The sequence below is a fragment of the Bradyrhizobium sp. TM233 genome (assembly GCF_036247965.1).
GTDB lineage: Bacteria > Pseudomonadota > Alphaproteobacteria > Rhizobiales > Xanthobacteraceae > Bradyrhizobium > Bradyrhizobium ottawaense.
Genome location: NZ_BTIG01000001.1, coordinates 108,162 through 131,086 on the forward strand (window position 1 = coordinate 108,162; position 22,925 = coordinate 131,086).

13 protein-coding genes are annotated in these 22,925 nt (G+C 65.2%); 7 read left to right on the forward strand and 6 right to left on the reverse strand.

The features are described from left to right. Nucleotides 1-10: 10 nt before the first annotated feature. From treS to treY, 5 genes are read left to right on the forward strand one after another with little or no spacing between them, the layout of a single operon-like run. Nucleotides 11-3,304, forward strand: a complete 3,294-nt coding sequence (gene treS / locus AABA86_RS00505; RefSeq protein ID WP_338305383.1) for a maltose alpha-D-glucosyltransferase — start codon at nucleotides 11-13, stop codon at nucleotides 3,302-3,304. Beyond that, a complete protein-coding gene (glgB, locus tag AABA86_RS00510; RefSeq protein ID WP_338305384.1) occupies nucleotides 3,297-5,444 on the forward strand; it encodes a 1,4-alpha-glucan branching protein GlgB in 2,148 nt (715 codons plus the stop codon). The genes treS and glgB overlap by 8 nt, the downstream gene beginning before the upstream one ends. A gap of 3 nt (nucleotides 5,445-5,447) precedes the next feature. Beyond that, on the forward strand, nucleotides 5,448-7,526 hold the full coding sequence (gene glgX, locus AABA86_RS00515; RefSeq protein ID WP_338305385.1) for a glycogen debranching protein GlgX: 2,079 nt from the start codon (nucleotides 5,448-5,450) through the stop codon (nucleotides 7,524-7,526). After that, nucleotides 7,523-9,274, forward strand: coding sequence for a malto-oligosyltrehalose trehalohydrolase (gene treZ / locus AABA86_RS00520; protein ID WP_338305386.1), 1,752 nt, complete (start codon nucleotides 7,523-7,525; stop codon nucleotides 9,272-9,274). Before glgX ends, treZ begins: the two co-directional genes overlap by 4 nt. 1 nt (nucleotide 9,275) lies before the next feature. Beyond that, nucleotides 9,276-12,062, forward strand: a complete 2,787-nt coding sequence (gene treY / locus AABA86_RS00525) for a malto-oligosyltrehalose synthase (RefSeq protein ID WP_338305387.1) — start codon at nucleotides 9,276-9,278, stop codon at nucleotides 12,060-12,062. 2 nt (nucleotides 12,063-12,064) lie between these two features. Here the strand turns inward: treY and AABA86_RS00530 are convergent, their stop codons facing one another. After that, on the reverse strand, nucleotides 12,065-12,382 hold the full coding sequence (locus AABA86_RS00530) for a polyhydroxyalkanoic acid system family protein (RefSeq protein ID WP_028145680.1): 318 nt from the start codon (nucleotides 12,380-12,382) through the stop codon (nucleotides 12,065-12,067). A gap of 180 nt (nucleotides 12,383-12,562) precedes the next feature. Between AABA86_RS00530 and AABA86_RS00535 the strand changes: the two genes are divergently transcribed. Next, nucleotides 12,563-12,727 carry a DUF3309 family protein gene (locus AABA86_RS00535; RefSeq protein ID WP_007595743.1) on the forward strand — a complete coding sequence of 55 codons (165 nt, stop codon included), beginning with the start codon at nucleotides 12,563-12,565 and terminating at the stop codon, nucleotides 12,725-12,727. Between the two features lie 126 nt (nucleotides 12,728-12,853). Here AABA86_RS00535 and ligD read toward each other — a convergent pair whose 3' ends face one another. Next, entirely contained in the window at nucleotides 12,854-15,541 is a 2,688-nt protein-coding gene (gene ligD, locus AABA86_RS00540) for a DNA ligase D (RefSeq protein WP_338305390.1), read from the reverse strand. A gap of 118 nt (nucleotides 15,542-15,659) precedes the next feature. Here ligD and ku point away from each other — a divergent pair, with 118 nt between their 5' ends. Continuing rightward, entirely contained in the window at nucleotides 15,660-16,544 is an 885-nt protein-coding gene (gene ku / locus AABA86_RS00545) for a non-homologous end joining protein Ku (RefSeq protein ID WP_338305391.1), read from the forward strand. Nucleotides 16,545-16,680: 136 nt separating this feature from the next. On the opposite strand, the gene AABA86_RS00550 is transcribed toward ku, so the two are convergent. The 4 genes from AABA86_RS00550 to kdpB are packed head-to-tail and all read right to left on the reverse strand — an operon-like array spanning nucleotide 16,681 to nucleotide 22,908. Next, complete coding sequence (locus tag AABA86_RS00550; protein WP_338305392.1) at nucleotides 16,681-17,370, reverse strand: response regulator; 690 nt, start codon at nucleotides 17,368-17,370, stop codon at nucleotides 16,681-16,683. Continuing rightward, on the reverse strand, nucleotides 17,367-20,090 hold the full coding sequence (locus AABA86_RS00555; RefSeq protein ID WP_338305393.1) for a sensor histidine kinase: 2,724 nt from the start codon (nucleotides 20,088-20,090) through the stop codon (nucleotides 17,367-17,369). Before AABA86_RS00555 ends, AABA86_RS00550 begins: the two co-directional genes overlap by 4 nt. Nucleotides 20,091-20,130: 40 nt before the next feature. Next, on the reverse strand, nucleotides 20,131-20,736 hold the full coding sequence (locus tag AABA86_RS00560; RefSeq protein ID WP_338305394.1) for a K(+)-transporting ATPase subunit C: 606 nt from the start codon (nucleotides 20,734-20,736) through the stop codon (nucleotides 20,131-20,133). A 57-nt stretch (nucleotides 20,737-20,793) separates the two neighbouring features. Further along, nucleotides 20,794-22,908, reverse strand: a complete 2,115-nt coding sequence (gene kdpB / locus AABA86_RS00565; RefSeq protein ID WP_338305396.1) for a potassium-transporting ATPase subunit KdpB — start codon at nucleotides 22,906-22,908, stop codon at nucleotides 20,794-20,796. Nucleotides 22,909-22,925: the final 17 nt, after the last annotated feature.

Sequence of the window (22,925 nt, forward strand, 5' to 3'; positions counted from 1 at the left end):
GGGTCACGCCATGAATGTTCTGTCTTCCGTCGACACCAAGAAGCTTGAGGCTGCCGAAATCGTGGATGAGCTCTGGTACAAGGACGCCATTATCTATCAGCTCCACGTCAAGGCCTTCGCCGACAGCAACAATGACGGGATCGGCGATTTCGCCGGTCTGACCGAGAAGCTGCCCTATCTCCAGGAGCTCGGCGTCACCGCGCTGTGGCTTTTGCCGTTCTACCCCTCGCCCGGCCGCGACGACGGCTACGACATCGCCGACTACGGCTCGGTCAATCCCGATTTCGGGACGATGAAGGATTTCAAGCGCTTCATCCAGGAAGCGCAGAAGCGCGGTCTGCGCGTCATCACCGAGCTCGTCGTCAACCACACCTCGGACCAGCACAAATGGTTCAAGCGCGCGCGCCGCAGCCATCCCGGCTCCAGCGCCCGCAACTGGTATGTCTGGAGCGACACCGACCAGAAATACCAGGGCACGCGGATCATCTTCACCGACACCGAGAAGTCGAATTGGACCTGGGATCACGAGGCCGGCGCGTTCTACTGGCACCGCTTCTTCTCGCACCAGCCGGATCTCAATTTCGACAATCCGCGCGTGGTCAGCGCGCTGATCCAGGTGATGAAGCGCTGGCTGGACGCCGGCGTCGACGGCTTCCGCCTCGATGCCATTCCCTATCTGTGCGAACGCGACGGCACCAACAACGAAAACCTCCCCGAGACGCATGCGATCATCAAGCGCCTGCGCCACGAGCTGGATTCCTACTCCAAGGGCAAGCTGCTGCTGGCCGAGGCCAATCAATGGCCGGAGGACGTGCAGGAGTATTTCGGCCGTGGCGACGAGTGCCACATGGCCTATCACTTCCCGCTGATGCCGCGCATCTACATGGCGATCGCGCAGGAGGACCGCTTCCCGATCACCGACATTCTGCGTCAGACGCCGGACATTCCGGCGAGCTGCCAATGGGCGCTGTTCCTGCGCAACCATGACGAGCTGACGCTGGAGATGGTCACCGACGTCGAGCGCGATTATCTCTGGACCACCTACGCCAACGACCCGCGCGCCCGCATCAATGTCGGCATCCGCAGGCGCCTTGCGCCGCTGATGGACAATGACCGGCGCAAGATCGAGCTGATGAACTCGCTGCTGCTGTCCTTCCCCGGCACGCCGATCATCTATTACGGCGACGAGATCGGCATGGGCGACAACATCTATCTCGGCGACCGCAACGGCGTCCGCACGCCGATGCAGTGGAGCCCGGACCGCAACGGCGGCTTCTCACGCTGCGACCCGGCCCGCCTCTACGCGCCGCTGATCATGGATCCCGTCTACGGCTACGAATCGGTGAACGTGGAGGCGCAGTCGCGCAGCCTGTCGTCGTTGCTCAGCGCCACCAAGCGGCTGATCTCGGTGCGCAAGTCGACGCTCGCTTTCGGCCGCGGCACCATGACCTTCATCCGCCCGGCCAACCGCGCCGTGCTGGCCTATGTCCGACAATACCGCGACGAGGTGATCCTCTGCGTCGCCAATTTGTCGCGCGCAGCGCAAGCGACCGAGCTCGACCTGTCGCCGTGGAAGGACCGCATCCCGCAGGAGATGCTGGGACGGACGCGTTTTCCGGCGATCGGCGAACTGCCCTACATGATCACGCTGGGGCCCTACGGCTTCTACTGGTTCCAGCTTCAGGAGCGCGACAAGTCCGAGCCGGTGACGCCGCGCGCGGTGCCGGAATTCGAGACGCTGGTGGTGCCGGTGAATTCGAACTGGGTGTCGCTCGCCCGCGAGCGCGGCGTGTTCGAGCGCGACGTTCTGCCGGGCTTCCTGTCCCGAACGCGGTGGTATCCCGAGCACAATCCCAAGCACATCAAGACCGCGCTGACCTCGGCGGTGCCGTTCTGCGACATCGGCGACAACAGGCCCTGGATCGCGTTCTTTGAGAGGCCGGACCAGGACGCTGCGCCGCGTTACGTGCTGCCGATGCAGATCGAGTGGGTGCGCTTCGACCGAGAGCGGTTCAACCCGAAGGCGCTCGCCGCCGTGCGCCAGGGCGCGCGCGAGGGTACGCTGCTCGACGTGGCGACCGATCAGATCTTCATCGGCCTGTTCCTGCGCAACCTGTCGCAGAACCTGGTGGTGGAAGAGAACAATCTGCGGCTGGAGTTCAAGGCGACCAGCCGCTTCGCCGATTACACCATCAAGGAGCCCGAACGCATCCGCGCGATCGAGCAATCGAACAGCACCGCGCTGGTCGACAACCAGTACGTCGCCAAGCTCTATCGCCAGCTCGAAAGCGGCATCAACCCCGAGATCGAGATCGGCCATTATCTCACCGAGGTCGCGCGCTTTGCCAATACGCCGGCGTTGCTCGGCAGCGTCGAGCTGGTCGAGGGCGATCAGCGCAGCACGCTCGGCGTGTTGCATGCCTATGTCGAGAACCAGGGTGACGGCTGGACCGTGACCACGGGTTATCTCGATCGCTATATCGACGAGCAACGCGTGTTGTCGGCGGGCGAAGCGCCGCGCGAGACCCAGGAGCAAGCGCCTTATCTGCACTTCATCGCGCAGATCGGCCGGCGGCTCGGCGAGTTGCATGTTGCCCTGGCGGCGGCAAAGCCGGACGATCTCGCCCCGGAGCCGATCGGCTCTGCGCACGTCAAACGCCTCGTGTCCGACCTCAAGGCGCGCGCCGAGCGGATTTTCGAACGGCTGGCCGACAGCCGCGACGGCCTGCGGGAGGCGGACCGGCCGCTGACCGACCAGCTCGCCGCCGTGCGCGCGTCCCTGCCCGACCACCTGAATGCGCTATTGCCTTCCGGGATCGGCGGGCTGAACATCCGTCATCATGGTGACTTCCGCCTCGGGCAGACTCTGATCGTGAAGGACGATATCTTCATCATCGACTTCGACGGCAATCCCCGTGTGCCGCTGGCCGACAAGCGGCGCAAGCTGCCTGCCGCGCGCGACGTCGCCGGCCTGATCCGCTCGATCGATCTTTCGGTTAACGCGGCGCTGAGCCGCGCACTCACGGGCGCCTCCGACGAGCAGGGCCGGATCACCGCAGCGCTCGACGAATGGCGCGAGCGAGCCGCCGCAACGTTCCTGTCCGCCTATCGCGAGGCCGCGACCGATCGACGGCTGTGGCCGGAGGATCGGCAATCCGCGGAAGGCCTGTTAAGGTTTTTCCTGCTTGATCAAGCCTTCGATGAAGTAGAGTACGAGCTGTCCAACCGGCCTGAGGGGCTCCATGCGCCGCTGACCGGACTGCTTCGCATTCTGTCCAGTGCCGGGAGCGAAGCCCATGCCTAAACTGCCTGCCGAGGCCTACGCGATCATCGAGGGCCGCCACTCCGACCCCTTCCACTATCTCGGGCTGCATCCCGAGGGCGGCAAAAGCGTGGTGCGCGCCTTTCTCCCCGAGGCCTCAAATGTCGAGGCAGTCGGCGAGCGTGGCGAAGTCGCTCCGCTCGACCGCGTGCACGATTCCGGCCTGTTCATCGGGGCCCTGCCCAATGGCTCGAAGCACTATCAGCTGCGCGCAAAATTCGGAGGCAACGTCGTCGAGTTCGAGGACGCCTATCGCTTTCCGCCGATCCTGACCGATTTCGACCTCTATTTGCTCGGCGAAGGCACCGATCAGCGCCTCTATGACAAGCTCGGGGCGCATCCGATGCGGCTCGAAGGCGTCGACGGCATCGGCTTCGTGGTGCTGGCACCGAACGCGCGGCGCGTCTCCGTGGTCGGCGATTTCAATTTCTGGGACGGGCGGCGCCATCCCATGCGGGTACGCGGCAGCGGCTATTGGGAGCTGTTCATCCCGCATGCGAAAATTGGCGATCACTACAAGTTCGAGATCATCGGCCCGCACGGCCATTTGCTTCCGCTGAAATCAGACCCGATGGCCTTTGCCAGCGAAGTGCGGCCGAAGACGGCCTCCATCGTGTTCGACGAGGCGGATCTGGCACGTCCGCGCCCGGCGCCTGACGGGATCAACGCGCTGTCGGCGCCGATGTCGATCTACGAGGTCCATCTCGGCTCGTGGCGTCGCAAGAACGGCGACGAATGGCTGACCTATCGCGAGCTGGCCGAACAACTGCCGGCCTATGCCCGCGACATGGGCTTCACCCATCTCGAATTCCTGCCCGTGAGCGAGCATCCCTTCGACGGCTCCTGGGGCTATCAGCCAACCGGCCTCTATGCGCCGACCAGCCGCTTCGGCACGCCGGAGGATTTTGCCGCCCTCGTCGATGCCTGCCACCGCGAAGGCGTCGGCGTGCTGCTCGATTGGGTGCCCGGTCACTTCCCGGACGATCCGCACGGGCTCGGCAGTTTCGACGGCACCGCGATCTACGAGCACGCCAACCCGCTCCAGGGCCGCCACCTCGACTGGGGCACCTTGATCTACAATTACGGCCGCACCGAAGTGACGAACTTCCTGGTGTCGAACGCGCTGTTCTGGATGGAGCGTTATGCGATCGACGGCTTACGCGTCGATGCCGTCGCGTCCATGCTCTATCTCGACTACAGCCGGCCGCCCGGCGCCTGGATCCCGAACCAATATGGCGGCCGCGAAAACATCGAGGCCATCAACTTCCTGCGCCGCTTCAACACCGAGGTCTTCGCACGCTTCCCGCAGGCGACCACGGCGGCCGAGGAGTCCACCGCATGGCCGCAGGTCTCGCGCCCGGTCGAATTCGGCGGGCTCGGCTTCGGCTACAAGTGGAACATGGGCTGGATGCACGACACGCTGAACTACATCAGCAAGGATCCGATCCACCGCAAGCACCATCACGGCGACATCCTGTTCGGCCTTCACTACGCCTTCTCGGAAAACTTCATCCTGCCGCTCTCGCATGACGAGGTCGTGCACGGCAAGCGCTCGATCCTCGGCCGCATGCCCGGCGACGAGTGGCAGCGCTTTGCGAATTTGCGCGCCTATTACAGCTTCATGTTCGGCCATCCCGGCAAGAAGCTGCTGTTCATGGGCGCGGAAATCGCCCAAAGCCGCGAATGGAATCACGACCAGTCGCTCGACTGGCACCTGCTCGAATACAAGTTTCACTCCGGCATCCAGGCGCTGATCCGCGACCTCAACCGGCTTTACCGCGCGGTGCCGGCGCTGCACCAGATGGACTGCGACCAGGCCGGGTTCGAATGGCTGGTCACGGATGACGCCAACCGCAACGTGTTCGCCTGGCTGCGCAAGGGATTCGAGGAGCACGCGCGGTGTCTCGTCATCATCAACTTCTCTCCCAATGTCTATCGCAACTATCGGGTTCGCGCGCCCTTTGCCGGCAAGTGGAAGGAAGTGTTCAATTCGGACTCCGCCCATTATGGCGGCAGCAATGTCGGGAACATCGGCGAGGTTCATGCCGTTGAAGGCAAGGCGCCCGAGCTGCGCCTCACCATTCCGCCGCTCGCCGCGATCTTCCTCGTTCCGGAAAGCTGACACATGCGCCTGACTGCTGGATCGCCTGCACGCCTCGGCGCAAGCTGGGACGGACGCGGCACCAATTTCGCGCTGTTCTCCGCCAACGCACAGAAGGTCGAGCTCTGCCTGTTCGACGCGCAAGGCCGCCGCGAGCTCGAACGCATCGAGCTGCCTGAAAGAACCGAGGATGTCTGGCACGGCTATCTCAACGACGTCTCGCCCGGCCAGCTCTACGGCTATCGCGTGCACGGCCCCTACGAGCCCGAGCATGGCCACCGCTTCAACGCGAACAAGCTGCTGCTCGATCCCTATGCCAAGCGGCTCGCGGGACGTCTGGTCTGGAGCGATGCGCATTTTGCCTACCGCACCGGGAGCGCGCGCGAGGATCTGTCCTTCGACCGGCGCGACAATGCCCGCGGCATGCCCAAGGCCGTCGTGGTCGACGAGACCTTCAACTGGGGCCGCCGCGAGATCCGTCCCAACATCCCCTGGGAAGACACCGTCATCTACGAGGCTCACGTCAAGGGTTTGACCCAGAAGCGCGACGACGTGCCGCCGAACCTGCGCGGCACCTATGGCGGGCTGTCCTCGCCGGCGATGATCGAGCACCTGAAGAAGCTCGGCGTCACCACGATCGAGCTGCTGCCGGTGCACAGCTTCGTCGACGACCGCATCCTGGTGGAGAAGAAGCTCGCCAATTACTGGGGCTACAACTCGCTCTCCTTCTTCGCGCCGGAGCTGCGCTACGCCCAGGACAATGCACTCGACTCCTTCCGCACCACGGTGGCGCGCCTGCACGATGCCGGGATCGAGGTGATGCTCGACGTCGTCTACAACCACACCGCCGAAGGCAATCATCTCGGCCCGACGCTGTGCTACCGCGGCATCGACAACGCCTCCTATTACTGGCTCAACCGCGAGAACCCGCGCTATTACGACGACTTCACCGGCTGCGGCTCGTCGGTCAATCTCACCCATCCGCGCGTGCTGCAGATGGTGATGGATTCCTTGCGCTACTGGGTCGATGTCTGCCACGTCGACGGCTTCCGCTTCGACCTTGCCACCACGCTCGCGCGCGGGCCGAACGGTTATGATCGCGGCATCTCGTTCCTGACCGCGATCCGGCAGGATCCGGTGCTCGCGACGGTCAAGCTCGTCGCCGAACCCTGGGACCTCGGCCTCGGCGGCTACCAGGTCGGCGCATTTCCCTCGCAATGGTCGGAATGGAACGATCGCTATCGCAGCGCCATGCGCCGCTACTGGAGCGGCGAAGGCAGCCTGATCGGCGACATCTCCAGCCGGATGACGGCGTCCTCCGACCTGTTCAACCACGACGGACGGCGGCCGCGCGCCAGCATCAACCACATCACCGTCCACGACGGCTTCACGCTCGCCGACCTCTTCAGCTACAACGAGAAGCACAACGAGGCCAACGGCGAGGACAACCGCGACGGCTCCAACGACAACCACAGCAACAATTGCGGTGTCGAGGGCCCGACCGACGATCCGAACATCATCGGCCTACGCCGCCAGCTTCGCAAGAACGTGCTGGCCTGCCTGATGCTGGCGCAGGGCATTCCGCTGATCCTCGCCGGCGACGAGGTCGGCAACTCGCAATCCGGCAACAACAACGCCTATTGCCAGGACAACGAGATCGGCTGGGTCGGCTGGGACAATCTCGGCAAGGAGGGCGACGACATGGTCGATTTCGTCGGCCATCTCGCCGACATCCGCCGCCGGTTCTCGCAGCTTCGCAGCCATCGCTGGCTCGACGGCCGGCCGGCCGACGGCGTGTCCTACGGCGCATTGTGGCTGACACCCGCCGGCGACGAGATGACGGAGAACGACTGGAAATTCCCGGAGGGAAGATTCCTCTCCTATGTGATGGGCCCGATGGAACCGGGCGGAGCCGCGATCTTTATCGTATTGAACGCCGCCCCCGAAGAGATCGCATTCAAATTGCCAAAAATGACCGAGTACAAGAGCTGGCAGCAGATGCTGAACACGACCGATGCCAAGCTGAATACGGTCGAGTTCCAGCCCGGGAGCGACAGCAAGGCGCCGCCACGCTCCGTGCTCGCCTTCGCGGGGGCGCTATGAGGCCATCCTTCGGGGCGAGGCCGACAAAGGACGGCGTGTCGTTCCGTTTGTGGGCGCCTGGGGCGCGGCGTGTCGACCTCCTGCTCGACCGAAGACACGCGATGCAGCGCCGGCACGATGGTTGGTACGTGGCCGAGATTTCCGGCCTCACCGCCGGCACTCCCTACAAGTTCAGGGTCGACGATGAGATCGAGGTGCCCGATCCGGCCTCGGCCTTCCAGCCCAAGGATGTGTTCGGCCCGAGCGAGGTGATCGATCACGACGCCTTTTCGTGGCGTGCGCGCGATTGGCGCGGCCGGCCCTGGGAAGAGACGGTGCTGATCGAGACCCATGTCGGCACCTTCACCTCTGAAGGCACCTATCGCGCCATGATCGACAAGCTCGATCATCTCGCCGCAACCGGCATCACCGCGCTTGAACTGATGCCGCTGGCGGATTTCGCCGGGCGCCGCGGCTGGGGCTATGACGGTGTGCTGTGGTACGCGCCCGACAGCGCCTATGGCCGCCCCGAAGACCTGAAGGCGCTGATCGACGAAGCGCATCTGCGCGGCCTGATGGTGTTCCTCGACGTCGTCTACAATCATTTCGGGCCCGAGGGGAATTATCTCGGCCGCTATGCGCCGACCTTCTTCACCGATGCTCACACGCCCTGGGGCAGCGCGATCGATTATCGCGTGCCGCAGGTGCGCGCGTTCGCGGTCGAGAACGCGCTGTCCTGGCTCAGCGACTACCGTTTCGACGGCCTGAGGCTGGATGCCGCCAATCACATCATGGCAATCCCCGGCGAGCAGTCGATGCTGCAGGACCTCAGCGTCGCCGCCGGCGAGCTTGCCAAGGCCACGGGGCGGCACATCCATCTCGTGCTGGAGAACGGCGACAATCGCGCCAGCCTGCTCGATGCCGCGCAGGAGCCGCCCAACGGCAGATATCGCGCGCAATGGAACGACGACTATCACCACGTCTGGCACGTGATGCTGACCGGCGAACTCGCCGGATACTACGCGGATTATCAAACGCCGCGGCTCGATCTCGCCCGCGCCCTGGCCTCCGGCTTCGTCTACCAGGGCGAGGTTTCTGAGTTCTGGGGCAAGAAGCCGCGCGGCGAGCCGAGCGGCAAGCTGCCGCCGGCGACCTTCGTCAACTTCCTGCAAAACCACGACCAGATCGGCAACCGTCCGCTCGGCGACCGGCTCGAGAGCCTGGCATCACCGCAGCAGATCGCAGCCGCGCTCGCAGTGACCCTGCTCGCGCCGATGGTGCCGATGCTGTTTCAGGGCGAGGAATGGGGCTCGACCGTGCCTTTCCCGTTCTTCTGCGATTTCCAGGGCGAACTCGCCGATGCCGTCCGCAAGGGGCGCAAGCAGGAATATGCCTGGGCTTACGAGAAGTACGGCGACGAGGTGCCCGATCCGCTCGATCCGGCAACGTTGCAATCGGCCGTGCTCGACTGGACCGGCCGCACGCCGCAGCAGGACGCGCGGCTTGCGTTGGTTCGAGAGCTGCTCGCGCTTCGCCGCAAGGAGATCATGCCGCGGCTGAGGGGCGCGAGCTTCGGCGAGGCCGAGGCGGCCGATAGCGGCCTGCTCACCGCGCATTGGCGCATGGGCGACGGCACGGTGCTGCGACTGACCGCCAACCTGTCGGACCACGAGATCGTCTCCAATGTCAGCGCGGGTACGCCGATCTGGGGCGGCGAGACCGGCGACCGGCTTCCGCCCTGGTCGGTGGTCTGGCGCCTCGGAGGTTAGGATGCCTCCCGCCATTCCGCTCGCGACCTACCGGCTTCAGCTCACCGCGGATTTCGACTTCGACAAGGCCGCCGCGGTGGTGCCCTATCTGAAAGCGCTGGGGATCACGCATCTCTATGCCTCGCCGGTGATGAAGGCGCGCAAGGGCTCGACCCACGGCTACGACACCGTCGATCACAGCCAGTTCAATCCGGAGCTTGGCGGCGAAGCCGGCTTCGCCCGGCTGAGCGAGGCGCTGACCAAGCACGACCTCGGCCTCATCATCGATTTCGTGCCCAACCATGTCGGCGTGCATTTTGCCGACAATCCCTGGTGGCTCGACGTGCTGGAATGGGGCCAGGCTTCGCCCCACGCGGTCTCCTTCGACATCGACTGGGACCTGCTGCCCTACCGCGCCCGCGGCGGCGTGCTGCTGCCGATCTTGGGGGCATCCTATGGCGAGGCGCTCGAGCGCGGCGACATCGAGCTGCGCTGCGATCCGGACCAGGGAAGCTTTTCCGCCTGGTATTTCGAGCATCGCCTGCCCGTCGCACCGGAGCGCTATGGCGAGATGCTGCGCGTGATCGTGAAGGAAGCGGATGCCGCCGAGACGGAGGCCGGCAAGCGCCTGCTGTCGCTCGCGGCGCGATATACCGGATTGCGCCGTCCCAGCCGCAAGGAGGCACCGGCGTTCAAGGCGGAGCTTAAGGAGATCGCAGGCGCGGCCGATATCATCAATCGCGGCCTTGCGGCCTATCGCGCGGCCAAGGATCGTCCCGCGCAGACGCTGGCGCTGCATCATCTGCTCGAACGCCAGCACTACAAGCTCGGGCACTGGCGGCTCGCCTCCAGCGATATCAACTATCGCCGCTTCTTCGACGTCAACGGGCTCGCAGGTCTGCGCGTCGAGGACGCGAGCACCTTCGCCGCCACGCACCGGCTGGTGAAGCAGCTCATCGCCAGCGGCAAGCTGCAGGGCATTCGGCTCGATCACATCGACGGCCTGCGCGACCCCGCGCAATATTGCCAGCGGCTGCGCCGGCTGGTGCGCGACGCGCAGGGAAATACAAAGCCGTTCTACACGGTGATCGAGAAGATCCTGTGCGAGCACGAACGCCTGCCGCACTTCGCCGGCGTTCAGGGCACCACCGGCTATGAATGGATGAACGTCATCATCCATGCGCTGGTCGAGGCCGGGGGACTGGGGGCGCTGGACGAGACCTGGCGGCAGGTCAGCAACCGGCCGCCGCGGCTTGCGCCTTACGTCAAGGACGCCAAGCGGCGCGTGCTGGAGACGCTGCTCACCAGCGAATTCACCGTGCTGACCCGCCTGCTCGCGCGCATCGCCAACGGGCATTACTCGACGCGCGATTTCTCCGCCGACAGCCTGCGGCAGGCGCTCGAGCTCTATGTGCTGCATTTCCCGGTGTACCGCACCTATCTGACCAACAGCGGCCCGACGGCGCCCGACCGCAAGCTGATCGACGACACGATCGCGCGCGCACGCGCCGAATGGTTCGCCGCGGACGAAGGCATCTTCGACTTCCTGCGCGACGCGCTGACCATGGACCTGCTCAAGCCCGGCCGCCCCCCGCACAGCGCCCCGCGCGTGCGTCGTTTCGCGCTGAAAGTGCAGCAATTCACCGGGCCGATGATGGCGAAGTCGCTGGAGGACACCGCGTTCTATCAATTCCACCGGCTGCTCGCGCTGAACGAGGTCGGCGGCGATCCCGCCAGCACCGGGCTCACGATTTCCGCCTTCCACGAGACCATGCAGGCCCGCGCCAGGGAATGGCCGCTCGGAATGACGGCGACCGCCACCCACGACACCAAGCGCGGTGAGGACGCCCGCGCGCGCATCGCGGCGCTCAGCGAGATTCCCGGCGAATGGACCAGCGCGGTGGCGCGATGGAAGGTGCTGAACGCGCCACACCTCACGCTCCATGGCAATTACCGCGCGCCGTCGGCGACGTTCGAATACATGCTCTACCAGACTCTGCTCGGAGCCTGGCCGCTGCAGGGACCGGTCGATGCCGGCTTCGTCGAGCGTATCCAGGCCTATGCGCTGAAGGCCGCGCGCGAGGGCAAGGAAGAGACGAGCTGGCTCAACCCGCATGAAGCCTATGAGAACGGCGTCAAGAGCTTCATCGACAAGGTCCTCGATCCCGCACAATCCGGTGAATTCCTGGATTCGCTGCAAACGCTGGCCCGGCGCGTGGCACTGCTGGGCGCGCTGAACGCGTTGAGCCAGCTCACCCTCAAGGCGACGCTGCCCGGCGTGCCCGACTTCTATCAGGGCACCGAGTTCTGGGATCTGTCTCTGGTCGACCCCGACAACCGCCGCCCGGTCGACTTTGGTGCGCGGCACGCGGCGCTGGGGTCATTGGACGATCCGGATTGGCGTGGCCTGACCAAGAGCTGGCCGGACGGCCTGATCAAGCTGGCCTGGACACGGCGTCTTCTCAAGCTGCGCAACGAGCTCGCCGACGTTTTCGCTCAAGGCGACTATCAGCCGCTGGCGGTGCGGGGCACACATGCCGACCATGTCATTGCCTTCGCCCGCCGCCATGGCCGCGCTGCGGCGATCGTCGTGGTCGGGCGTCAGTTCGCGCCGTTTACCCAGGCGGGCCGGGAATGGCCCGCGCTGGAGGGATTTGACGCGACCGTCGATATCACGGGCTATGCCGCGACGGGCCATCAGGGCCACGAACTGCCGGTCACGCAGGCCTTCCGCGATTTGCCCGCCGCTGTCATCGAGGCCCGCACGGCAAGCGCCATCAGGCCCGCGCGCCCGCGCGTGCGCGCCTGAAGCTACTTTCCGTCGTCCTTGGTCAGCAGCAACTGCCCGCGCTTCCTGATCGTGGCCTGCGCCATCTCGGCAAAGCGCTGCAACAGCCAGGGCAGCACCACCTGGACCTTGACATGGTCTTCGGCGACGTCGACCTGACCCGTCGCGATCTGCCCGAGCGCGCGAATGCGAAAGGCCATGCTGTCGCCGGTCCAGCGCTCCTCCTCGACCTGCATCACCGGAATGCTGGCTGCCGCCCGGCCGAGCCCGGTCTTGAGCCGGCGGACCGCCTCCTCGCGGCCGAGATGATGCGGAATTGAAACGACAAGCGGTGCTGACATGGCCCTGCCCCGTGATGATCGATCCTCACATAGTCATGCCGGACGACGCGGCAAAGGTTCCATGCAACTTGGACCTGTGGCCCTGTTTCAAAAACGGAACCTAAAACCCTGCGGCAAGTTGCCCTCGCACGAGGGGACAGGTGCAAACGACCCTTGCAACAAAGGGCTGAGGAGATTCCCATGTCAATCGGTACGATCATTCTGATCATTCTGGTCATCGCCCTGCTTGGCGGCTTCAGCGGCATCGGCGGCGGCCCGTTCTACGGCACCGGCTATTACGGCGGCGGCGGCCTCGGACTGGTCATCGTCATCCTGTTGATCCTGCTGCTGCTGGGACGGATCTAGGACGAGGACAGGGTGGGCAAAGGCGCTCTTGCGCCGTGCCCACCTTCTTCGCCGTTGCAAAGAAACGGTGGGCACGCTTCGCTTTGCCCACCCCACGAGGCCGGCCGTCGCCGCCAGGCGACAAACCTACTTCTTCTTCGCCGCAAGCTTCTTGATCGCCGCCTTGATCGACGCGGCCGCATCGTCATAGTCCTCCCACGCCTTTGACCGCGGCAGCAGGCCCGGCACGGTCCGCAGCGTATAGCGCTTGGGATCAAGATCGCTCTTCACCTGCGCCCAGGTGACGGGCATCGAAACCGTGGCTCCGGTCCGCGCACGCGGCGACAGCGGGGCCACCGCCGTCGACATCCTGTCGTTGCGCAGATAGTCGAGGAAGATCTTCCCCTTGCGCAGCTTCTTCGACATGTTGAGCAGATAGCGCTCTGGATCGTCGTCGGCCATCCACTGGCAGACGCCCTGCGCAAAGGCTTTGGCTTCCTTCCAGCTCACCTTGTCGCGCGCGCCGTGAAGCAGCGGCACCACCACATGCAGGCCCTTGCCGCCCGTGGTCTTGCAGAAGCTCTCCATGCCGATGTCGGCCAGCCGCTGCCGCATCTCCTTGGCGGCCTCGACGACATCGGCGAACTCCACATCCGGTGCCGGATCGAGATCGAACACCAGCCGGCCCGGCGTATCGTAGGCATCAGGCGCGCAATTCCAGGGATGCAGCTCGACGCCGCCGATCTGCGCGACGGCGGCCAACCCTTCGACGCGGTCGATCTGCAAATACGGCTTGCGATCGCCCGAGACCTTGGCCAGTTCGAGCAAATTCGAGGTGCCCTGCATGGCATGACGCTGGAAGAACGTCTCGCCGCCGATGCCGTCGGGCGCACGCACGATCGAGCACGGGCGCCCCTTCAGATGTTCGATCATCCAGGTCCCGACCGCCTCGAAATAGCGCGCGAGATCGAGCTTCGTCACGCCCTCGCCGTCACCGCCGTCGGGCCAGAGCTCCTTGTCCGGCTTGGAGATGACGACGCCCATCACCTCGGCGGTGCCGGCATCCTTCGATCGCTTGGCCGTCTTCGCCGCGCGCTTGCTGGGCGTGGGCTCGGCAAGCTCGGTGTCGACGGGCGTCTCCGCCTCGACTTCCTCGGCGGGCTTGTCCTGCCGCAAGCCCTTGAACGCGGCCTGGCGGATATTGCCGTCGGCGGTGAAGCCGGCGAACTCGATCTCGGCGACGAGCTCCGGCTTCAGCCAGTGCACCTCGCGGCTCCTCTTCGGCGCGTTCTTGCCGCCGAAGGGACTTTCCTTGGCCGCCATGGCCTTCAATGACGGCATGATGCGCTTGACCTTGTCCGCGCCGAAGCCGGTGCCGACCATGCCGACGAAGGCGAGATGATCGCCGCGATGCACGCCGGCCATCAGCGAGCGGAATTTGCCGTTGGTGGTCTTGTAGCCGCCGATCACGACCTCATGGCCGGCGCGGCACTTTGCCTTGGTCCAGCTCTCGGTGCGGCCGGAACGATAGGGCGCCTCCAGCTTCTTCGACACCACGCCTTCCAGCTCGAGCTTGCAGGCCGATTGCAGCACCGCATCGCCGCCGCTCTCGAAATGCTCGACATAGCGGATCTGAGCCGATTTCCGCTTGCGCGCTCCCAGCAGCTGCTTCAGCCGCACCTTGCGCTCGCCGAGCGTCAGACGGCGAAAATCGAGATCCTCCGCGAACAGGAGGTCAAAGGCAAAGAAGATCAGCTCTTCGGTCTTGCCGTCCGACAGCGCGGCCTGGAGCGAGGAGAAATTCGGCGCACCGTCGTGATCGAGCGCCACGATCTCCCCGTCGATCATCACGTCCGGCAGCGCAGCCGCCTCCTTCGCGATCGAGGCGAACTTGTCGGTCCAGTCGAGGCCCTTGCGCGTCTTCAGCGTCGCCTTGCCGTCCTCGACCCGGAGCTGCACGCGATAGCCGTCGAACTTGATCTCGTGGCACCAGCCCTCGCCGGCCGGCGGCCGCTCGACCGAGGTGCAGAGCTGCGGCGGCACGAAGTCCGGCATCTCGGCGACCTTCCTGCCATTGGTCGCAGTTGTGGCTTTCTTCTTCGCCGCCTTGTTCTTGGAAATCTTGCCGCCCTTCAATGCCGTGCGCGGCGCCGGCTTGACCGTGGGACCTCTCGCTTCCTCGGCCCGGTTGGATTGCCAGACAGCGTCGGCCTTGGTCTTGGCACCCTTGGCCAGCATGAACGGCTTTGGCGCGCGCCCCTTGCCCTCGGCGATCTCGTCCATCGCTCGGCCGGAGGCGACGGACTTGTCCTCATCGAGAATGTCGTTCTTGGCACCTTCGCGGACAAATTCGTCGCGGTGCTTGATCAAGAGCCAGTTGGTGCGCTTGCCGCCGGTACGGTCGTTGCGCATGCGTACCAGGACCCAGCTTCCATGCAGCTTGTCCCCATGCAGGGTGAACTTCAGATCGCCCTTCTTGAAGCCGCGTTCGGGATCTTCCGACTCCCAGGTGCCGCGATCCCACAGCATCACCGTGCCGCCGCCGTACTGCCCTTCCGGAATCGTGCCTTCGAAATCGCCATAGTCGAGCGGATGGTCTTCCACCTCGACCGCCAGCCGCTTGTCGTGCGGATCGAGCGAGGGGCCCTTGGTCACCGCCCAGGACTTGAACACGCCGTCGAATTCGAGCCGCAAATCATAATGCAGCCGGCTCGCATCGTGCTTCTGGATCACGAAGCGCCGCTGCTTCGACGGCGTCACCGCCGTCTTGCCAGACGGCTCCGGTGTTTTCTCGAAATCACGCTTCTGTCGATAGGTGGAGAGTTTTTGCAGCACGACTGGTCCCGCTTCTCTTTCGGGGATTCAAGCCTATCACGGCCAAAGTCCCATCCGGAACCAAAACCCCGCGGGGCGGTTGGGGTTCCAAAACGCCTTGAAAACGCTGGAGAATGGAATGGCCCCGCGCGCCTATTGGAAGGGAACGTTGAAGCTCTCGCTGGTCAGCTGTCCGATCGTGCTTTACCCGGCGACCACGGCGGCCGAGAAGACGCGGTTTCACCTGATCAACCGCGAGACCGGCAACCGGCTCAAGCAGCAGATGATCGATGCCGAGACCGGCGATGTCGTCGAGAGCGACCAGAAAGGCCGCGGCTACGAGCTGCGCAAAGGCAAATACGTCGAGATCGAGCCGGAAGAGCTCGAGGCGGTCCAGATCGAGAGCAACCATACCATCGACATCGAGAGCTTCGTGCCGAGCGAGGAGATCGACCAGCGTTACCTCAACCATCCCTATTACCTTGCACCCGACGGCAAGGCCGCGGTCGATGCCTTTGCGGTGATCCGCGACGCCATGAAGGACCAGGACCGTGTGGCGCTCGCCAAGATCGTGCTCACCAACCGCGAGCACATCATGGCGATCGAGCCGCTCGGCAAGGGCCTGCTCGGCACCACGCTGCGCTTTCCTTACGAGCTGCGCGACGAGGATCAGTTCTTCGACGACATCAAGAGCCCGAAGATCACCAAGGACATGGTCGAGCTCGCCAGCCACATCCTCCAGACCAAGGCCGCGCATTTCGACCCCGGCAAGTTCAAGGACGAGTACGAGACCGCGCTGAAGGCGCTGGTGAAACGCAAGGCGTCTGGCAAGACAATCGAGCTGCCCGAGCCCGAGGAGCGCCCCAGCAACGTCGTCAGCCTGATGGATGCGCTGAAGCAGAGCCTGAAGGGGCGCGGCGGCAAGAAGGCGGCGGCGAAGTCGAATGCGCGCCGCGCGACGGGGCGGCAGCGGGCTGCGAAGAAGACGCATCGGTCCACGGCGCGACATCGCAAGGCGGGATGAAGGGACGGCTCGCCCAGCACTCGATATCGTAGGGTGGGCAAAGCGGAGCGTGCCCACCACCTTTATCAAAATCGCGAGAATGGTGGGCACGGCGCTTTGCGCCTTTGCCCACCCTACGGGCTGTCGAAGTCGGAGCCTAATCCCCGGCCTTCAACCGGTACCCGATCCCTGTCTCGGTCAGCACATATTGCGGCCGTTCCGGATCGGCTTCGATCTTCTGGCGGAGCTGGCGGACGTAGACGCGTAAGTATTGCGCGTCCGTCAGTTCATCCCACAGTTCCTTCAACAGGAAGCGGTGGGTCAGCACCTTGCCGGCGTGCTGCACCAGCACGCGCAGCAGGTCGTATTCCTTCGGCGACAGCTTCACTTCGCGCTCGCCGATCTTGACGATGCGGCGGACGAGATCGACCGAGAGATCACCGCAGCGAAACACCGGGCGCTCGCCCTGGACCTGGAGCTGATGCCGCAGCGCGGCCCGCAGGCGTGCCAGAAGCTCGTCCATGCCGAACGGCTTGGTGAGATAATCGTCGGCGCCGAGATCGAGCGCCTGTACCTTGCCGGCTTCGTCGCCGCGGCTCGACAACACCACGATCGGCACGCCTTCGTTGCGGGCGCGGATGGTGCGCAGCAGCTCGAGCCCCTGCACGTCGGGCAGGCCGAGATCGAGGATGATCAGCGCCGGCTCCTCAACGAGCCTCTCCAGCGCAGTCCTGCCGTTCGACGCTTCCAGGACTTCATAGCCTTGCGTCGTCAGCCCCATCCGCAGCAATTTGCGGATCGGCGGCTCGTCGTCGATGACCAGGACCTTAATCGGGGCTGCGCTCATGCGGCGGTATCCAATGCGCGGCTCTCTGCCGGAACGGGAAGACGGATGGTGAGGACAGCGCCACTGCGGTCGCTGCGGTTAGCGGCCGAGATCGTGCCCCGCATCGCCTCGACGAAGCCGCGCGAGATGGCGAGCCCGAGCCCCGTGCCGGGACGGACATGATCGCCTTTCTGCACGCGGTAGAACTTGTCGAACACGCTCTCGAGCTCATCAGGCGGGATGCCGGCCCCCTCGTCCGCGATCTCGAGCACGACATGATCGCTGTCGCGCCGGCTGCGGATCGAGATGGTGGTCTCGGGTGGCGAGTATTTGGCGGCATTGTCGAGCAGGTTGAACAGCACCTGCTCGAACAGCACGGCATCGAGCTGCAGCATCGGCAGATCGGCGGCCAGCACCAGATCGACCTCGTGCGCCGTGAGAATCTTGGCTGCACGCCGCAGCGCGCTACCCACGATCTCACTGAGATCGTGTAGCGCCGCGTTGGGCACGATGGCACCCGACTCGAGCTTGGTCATGTCGAGCAGATTGGCGATGAAGCGGTTGAGCCGCTCGGATTCGTCGATCACGGTCGCGAGCAGGTCGCGCTTCTCGGTGTCGGAAAGCGCGCCGGCGAGATCGCGCATGGTGGAGGCCGCCCCGAGCACCGAGGCAAGCGGCGTCTTCAAATCGTGCGAGATCGAGGTCAGGAGCGCCGAGCGCAGCCGCTCGGATTCGACGGTGCGCTTGACGCGGTCCATGTCCTCGACCAGCAGCACGCGCTCGATCGCGAGCGCGCCCTGGTCGACCAGCGCATCGAGCAGGCGGCGCTGGTCCGGCGTCAGCAGCGGACCGGTGCGGTCGTCGTCAATGCCGATCACCCCGATCGGGCCGCGCCCGGTGCGCATCGGCAGGAACAGCCGTTTTGCACCCGGCAGCGTGTCCGAGCCGCGGCCGGCGGGGCGGTCGTTGCTCCAGGCCCAGTTAGCGGCGGCGAGATCGGCCTGATCGAGCTCGTCCTCGGGCGGATAGCCGGATTTCACCGTGAGCAGGCCCTCTTCCGGCAGCAGCAGCACCACCCTGACTTTCAGCATCAACGCGATCTGGTAGGCCGTCGCCCACAGCACGTCGTCGAGCGTCGCGGTGCCGGCGAGCTTGCGGCTGAAGGCGTAGAGCTGCTCGCTCATCCTGATCCGGCCGATGGCGGCATCGGCCTGGGTGCGCACGCGCGCCGCGACATTGGAGACGATCATCGCCACCGCCATGAACAGCACGAAGGCGGCGACGTTGGTCGGGTCGGTGATCGTGAAGGTGTAGATCGGCGGCAGGAAGAAGAAATTGTAACAGAGCGAGGCCGCGACGGTCGCAAGCAACGACGGCCATAGTCCGTAGCGGACCGCGACCGCGACCACCGCCGTCAGCAGCACGAGGTCGACGTTCTCGATGCCGAACCGCGGCTGAATCAGCTCGGCGGCGCCGAGGCCGATCAGCACGATGCCGAGCGATTTCAGATAGGGCAGCGGATTGAACGGCTCCGACCGCGCGGCGGCCTGCACCGCCGTCTTGGGCGCCGCTTCGCCGGGCAGCTCGTCGCCGGCGATGACATGAACCGTGATATTGCCGGCGCGTCGCACCAGGTCGTGCACGACCGAGCCGCGCGTCATCTCGAACCAGCGCGAGCGCGTCGACTTGCCGATCACGATCTGGGTGACGTTGTTGCCTTGCGCGAAATTGACGACGTCATCGGCAATGCGGCGGCCGACCGCCGGAATGGTCAACGCCTCGCCGCCGAGCGATTCCGCGAGCCGCAGCGTATCGGCCAGCCGGTCGCGCTGCTCATCGGACAATTGCAGCGATCGCCGCGTCTCGATCGAAACCGCGGTGAATGGCGCATGCAGCCGGTCGGCCAGCCGCTTGGTGTAGCGGACGAGACCGGCCGCACGCGGATCCTCGCTGACGCAGACGAGAATGCGCTCGCCGACGGCCCAGGGCCCGGGAATCGCATTGGCCTGCATGTGATTGAGGAGCTGTTCATCGACCCGCTCGGCCGTGCGCCGCAAAGCGAGTTCGCGCAACGCCGTCAGGTTCCCCGGCGAGAAATAATGCTCCAGCGCACGCTCGGCCTGCTTGGGCACATAGACCTTGCCCTCCTTCAGGCGCTGGATCAAATCGTCGGGCGTGAGGTCGATCAGCTCGATCGCGTCGGCGCGATCGAACACCGAGTCCGGCACGGTCTCGCGCACCCTGACATGGGTGATCTGGGCGACGACGTCGTTCAGGCTCTCGATGTGCTGGATGTTGACGGCGGTGTAGACGTCGATGCCGTGGGAGAGCAGCTCCTCGACGTCGAGGTAGCGCTTGGGATGGCGGCAAAGGGGCGCATTGGTGTGGGCGAGCTCGTCGACCAACGCGATCTGCGGCCGGCGCGCGATCACTGCATCGAGGTCCATCTCCTCGACGATCTGCCCGCGATAGTCGAGCCGCTTGCGCGGGATCACTTCGAGCCCGCGCACCAGCGCCTCGGTCTCGGCGCGGCCGTGGGTCTCGACGAAGCCGACCACGACGTCGATGCCGGCCTTGCGCTTGGCGTGGGCGCTTTGCAGCATCTCGTAGGTTTTGCCGACGCCGGGGGCGGCGCCGACGAAAACCTTCAGCTTGCCGCTCGCGCTCCCTTCCCGCCGCGCCGCTTCCAACAGCGCCTCGGGCGACGGACGTTGTTCGGGATCGCGGCGCTCTCGGACCATTTTGCCAATATAATCATCTGCGTGACGCGAGCCTAGACCGCTACCTGGCGGCGGCGCGATCCAGCGAGAGATTCAGTGCCAGAACGTTAACCCTGGGTTCGCCAATCAGGCCGAGCAAGCGGCTTTCGGTGTTGGCGGTCACGATCTGCTTCACTTGATCCTCCGGCATATTCCGCGCCTTGGCCACGCGCGGCACCTGGAATTGCGCCGCTTCCGGCGAGATATCAGGGTCGAGGCCGCTGGCCGAGGTCGTCACCAGGTCGACCGGCACGGCGGCGTTCGGATTCTCGGCCTTCAGCTTGTCCACATCTTCCTTCAACCGGTCGGCCAGCGCCTTGCTGGTCGGGCCGAGATTGGAGCCGCCCGAATTGGCGGCGTTGTAGGGCGCGGACACCGTCTTGGTCGAATCATTGGGGTCCGGCGCAACGGTCGCCGAGAGACGGCCGTGGAAATATTTGTCGTCCCTAAACTCCTGCCCGATCAGGGCGGAGCCGATCACCGTGCCGTCCTTCTCGATCAGGCTGCCCTGAGCCTGCGCGGGAAAGAGTGCGCCGGCGATGGCCGTCATCGCGAGCGGATAGGCAAGGCCGGTGATGGCGGTGAGCACCAGCAAGAGGACGATGGCGGGGCGGATTTCTCTGAGCATGTTGGTCTCCTAAGTCTTCGTCGTTGCGCGCGGCGCCATGCGCCGTGCGCCGACGGGTCAAGCCAGGTGCAAGGCGGTCACGACGAGGTCGATCGCCTTGATACCGATGAAGGGAATGACGATACCGCCGAGGCCGTAGATCAAGAGGTTGCGCCGGAGCAGCGCGCCGGCACCGACCGCGCGGTAGGCCACGCCCTTCAGCGCGAGCGGGATCAGCGCGATGATGATGAGCGCGTTGAAGATGATCGCCGACAGGATCGCGCTCTGCGGGCTCGACAGGTTCATGACGTTGAGCACATTGAGCTGGGGGTAGAACGCCAGGAACATCGCCGGGATGATCGCAAAATACTTTGCGACGTCATTGGCGATCGAGAACGTCGTCAGCGCCCCACGCGTCATCAAGAGCTGCTTGCCGATCTCGACCACCTCGATCAACTTGGTCGGGTTGGAGTCGAGATCGACCATGTTGCCGGCCTCGCGGGCGGCTTGCGTGCCCGTGTTCATAGCGACACCGACGTCGGCCTGCGCGAGCGCCGGCGCATCGTTGGTGCCGTCGCCGCACATGGCGACCAGCTTGCCTTTGGCCTGCTCGTCGCGGATCAGCTTGAGCTTGTCCTCGGGGGTTGCCTGCGCCAGGAAGTCGTCGACGCCGGCCTCCGCCGCGATTGCAGCCGCGGTCATCGGGTTGTCGCCGGTGATCATGATGGTGCGGATGCCCATGCGGCGCAGCTCGGCAAAACGCTCGCGGATGCCGCCCTTGACGATGTCCTTGAGCTGGATGACGCCAAGCAGCTTGCCGTCCCTGGCAACCGCCAGCGGCGTGCCGCCGGCCTTGGCGATCTCGTCGGCGATGGTCTGCACCTCCCGGCCGATATCCGAAAGCCCGGCCGGCTGGATCGCCCGCGCCGCGTTGCCCGAAGCAACCGCCAGCGGCGCGCCGCCACCGACATAGTTCAGCATGGCATCGACCGCGCCCTTGCGCACCGACGAGCGGCCGGCATCGACGCCGCTCATGCGGGTCTGCGCCGTGAACGGGATGAAGGTGGCACCGAGCTCCGCCATGTCGCGGCCGCGGATGCCGTATTTCTCCTTCGCCAGCACCACGATGGAACGGCCTTCCGGCGTCTCGTCTGCGAGAGAAGCAAGCTGGGCGGCGTCGGCGAGCTCCTGCTCGGTCACGCCGCGCACCGGGCGAAACGCCGTCGCCTGCCGGTTGCCGAGCGTGATGGTGCCGGTCTTGTCCAGCAGCAGCGTGTCGACATCGCCGGCGGCCTCGACGGCGCGGCCGGACATCGCCAGCACGTTGAAGCGCACCAGGCGGTCCATGCCGGCAATGCCGATCGCCGACAGCAGCGCACCGATGGTGGTCGGGATCAGCGTCACGAACAGCGCGACCAGCACGACGACCGAGATCGAGCCGCCGGCATAGGCCGCATAGCTCGGAATGGTGACGGTGGCGAACACGAAGATGATGGTGAGGCCGGCGAGCAGGATGTTGAGTGCGATCTCGTTCGGCGTCTTCTGCCGCTCGGCGCCCTCGACCAGCTTGATCATGCGGTCGATGAAGGTCGAGCCTTGCGCCGCCGTGATGCGGACACGGATCCAGTCGGACAGCACCTGCGTGCCGCCGGTCACCGCGGAACGGTCGCCGCCGGATTCGCGGATGACGGGCGCGGACTCGCCGGTGATGGCGGCCTCGTTCACGGACGCAACGCCCTCGATCACCTCGCCGTCGGAGGGAATGGTGTCGCCGGCCTCGACCAGCACGACGTCGCCGACCTTCAGACTCGTGCCCGGCACGAGATTGAAGGCCTGGCCGGCGCCGGTCAGCAGCTTGGCCTGGCTCTCGGTGCGGGTCTTGCGCAACGATTCAGCCTGCGCCTTGCCGCGGCCTTCGGCCACCGCTTCGGCGAAGTTGGCGAACAGCACCGTGAACCAGAGCCAGAGGATGATCTGGAACGTGAAGCCGAGGCCGGCTCCGCCCGTGAGAACATCGCGCAGGAAGATCACGGTGGTGAGCGCGGCCACGATCTCGACCACGAACATCACGGGGTTCTTGACCATCAGCCGCGGATCGAGCTTGGTGAAGGAGCCGCGGATCGCCGGCAGCACGATCTTCGGATCGGCCATTGCCGAGACGGCAGCACGTTTTTGCAGTTTCATCGTATCCATGGAGGTCACTCCAGACA

Bases quoted from the DNA above. Each gene is read 5' to 3' on its own strand.
- glgX (WP_338305385.1), top strand. From the start codon at position 5,448: ATGCGCCTGACTGCTGGATCGCCTGCACGCCTCGGCGCAAGCTGGGAC.
- kdpB (WP_338305396.1), bottom strand. From the start codon at position 22,908: ATGGATACGATGAAACTGCAAAAACGTGCTGCCGTCTCGGCAATGGCC.
- ku (WP_338305391.1), top strand. From the start codon at position 15,660: ATGGCCCCGCGCGCCTATTGGAAGGGAACGTTGAAGCTCTCGCTGGTC.
- AABA86_RS00550 (WP_338305392.1), bottom strand. From the start codon at position 17,370: ATGAGCGCAGCCCCGATTAAGGTCCTGGTCATCGACGACGAGCCGCCG.
- AABA86_RS00560 (WP_338305394.1), bottom strand. From the start codon at position 20,736: ATGCTCAGAGAAATCCGCCCCGCCATCGTCCTCTTGCTGGTGCTCACC.
- glgB (WP_338305384.1), top strand. From the start codon at position 3,297: ATGCCTAAACTGCCTGCCGAGGCCTACGCGATCATCGAGGGCCGCCAC.
- AABA86_RS00530 (WP_028145680.1), bottom strand. From the start codon at position 12,382: ATGTCAGCACCGCTTGTCGTTTCAATTCCGCATCATCTCGGCCGCGAG.
- treZ (WP_338305386.1), top strand. From the start codon at position 7,523: ATGAGGCCATCCTTCGGGGCGAGGCCGACAAAGGACGGCGTGTCGTTC.
- AABA86_RS00535 (WP_007595743.1), top strand. From the start codon at position 12,563: ATGTCAATCGGTACGATCATTCTGATCATTCTGGTCATCGCCCTGCTT.
- AABA86_RS00555 (WP_338305393.1), bottom strand. From the start codon at position 20,090: ATGGTCCGAGAGCGCCGCGATCCCGAACAACGTCCGTCGCCCGAGGCG.
- treS (WP_338305383.1), top strand. From the start codon at position 11: ATGAATGTTCTGTCTTCCGTCGACACCAAGAAGCTTGAGGCTGCCGAA.
- treY (WP_338305387.1), top strand. From the start codon at position 9,276: ATGCCTCCCGCCATTCCGCTCGCGACCTACCGGCTTCAGCTCACCGCG.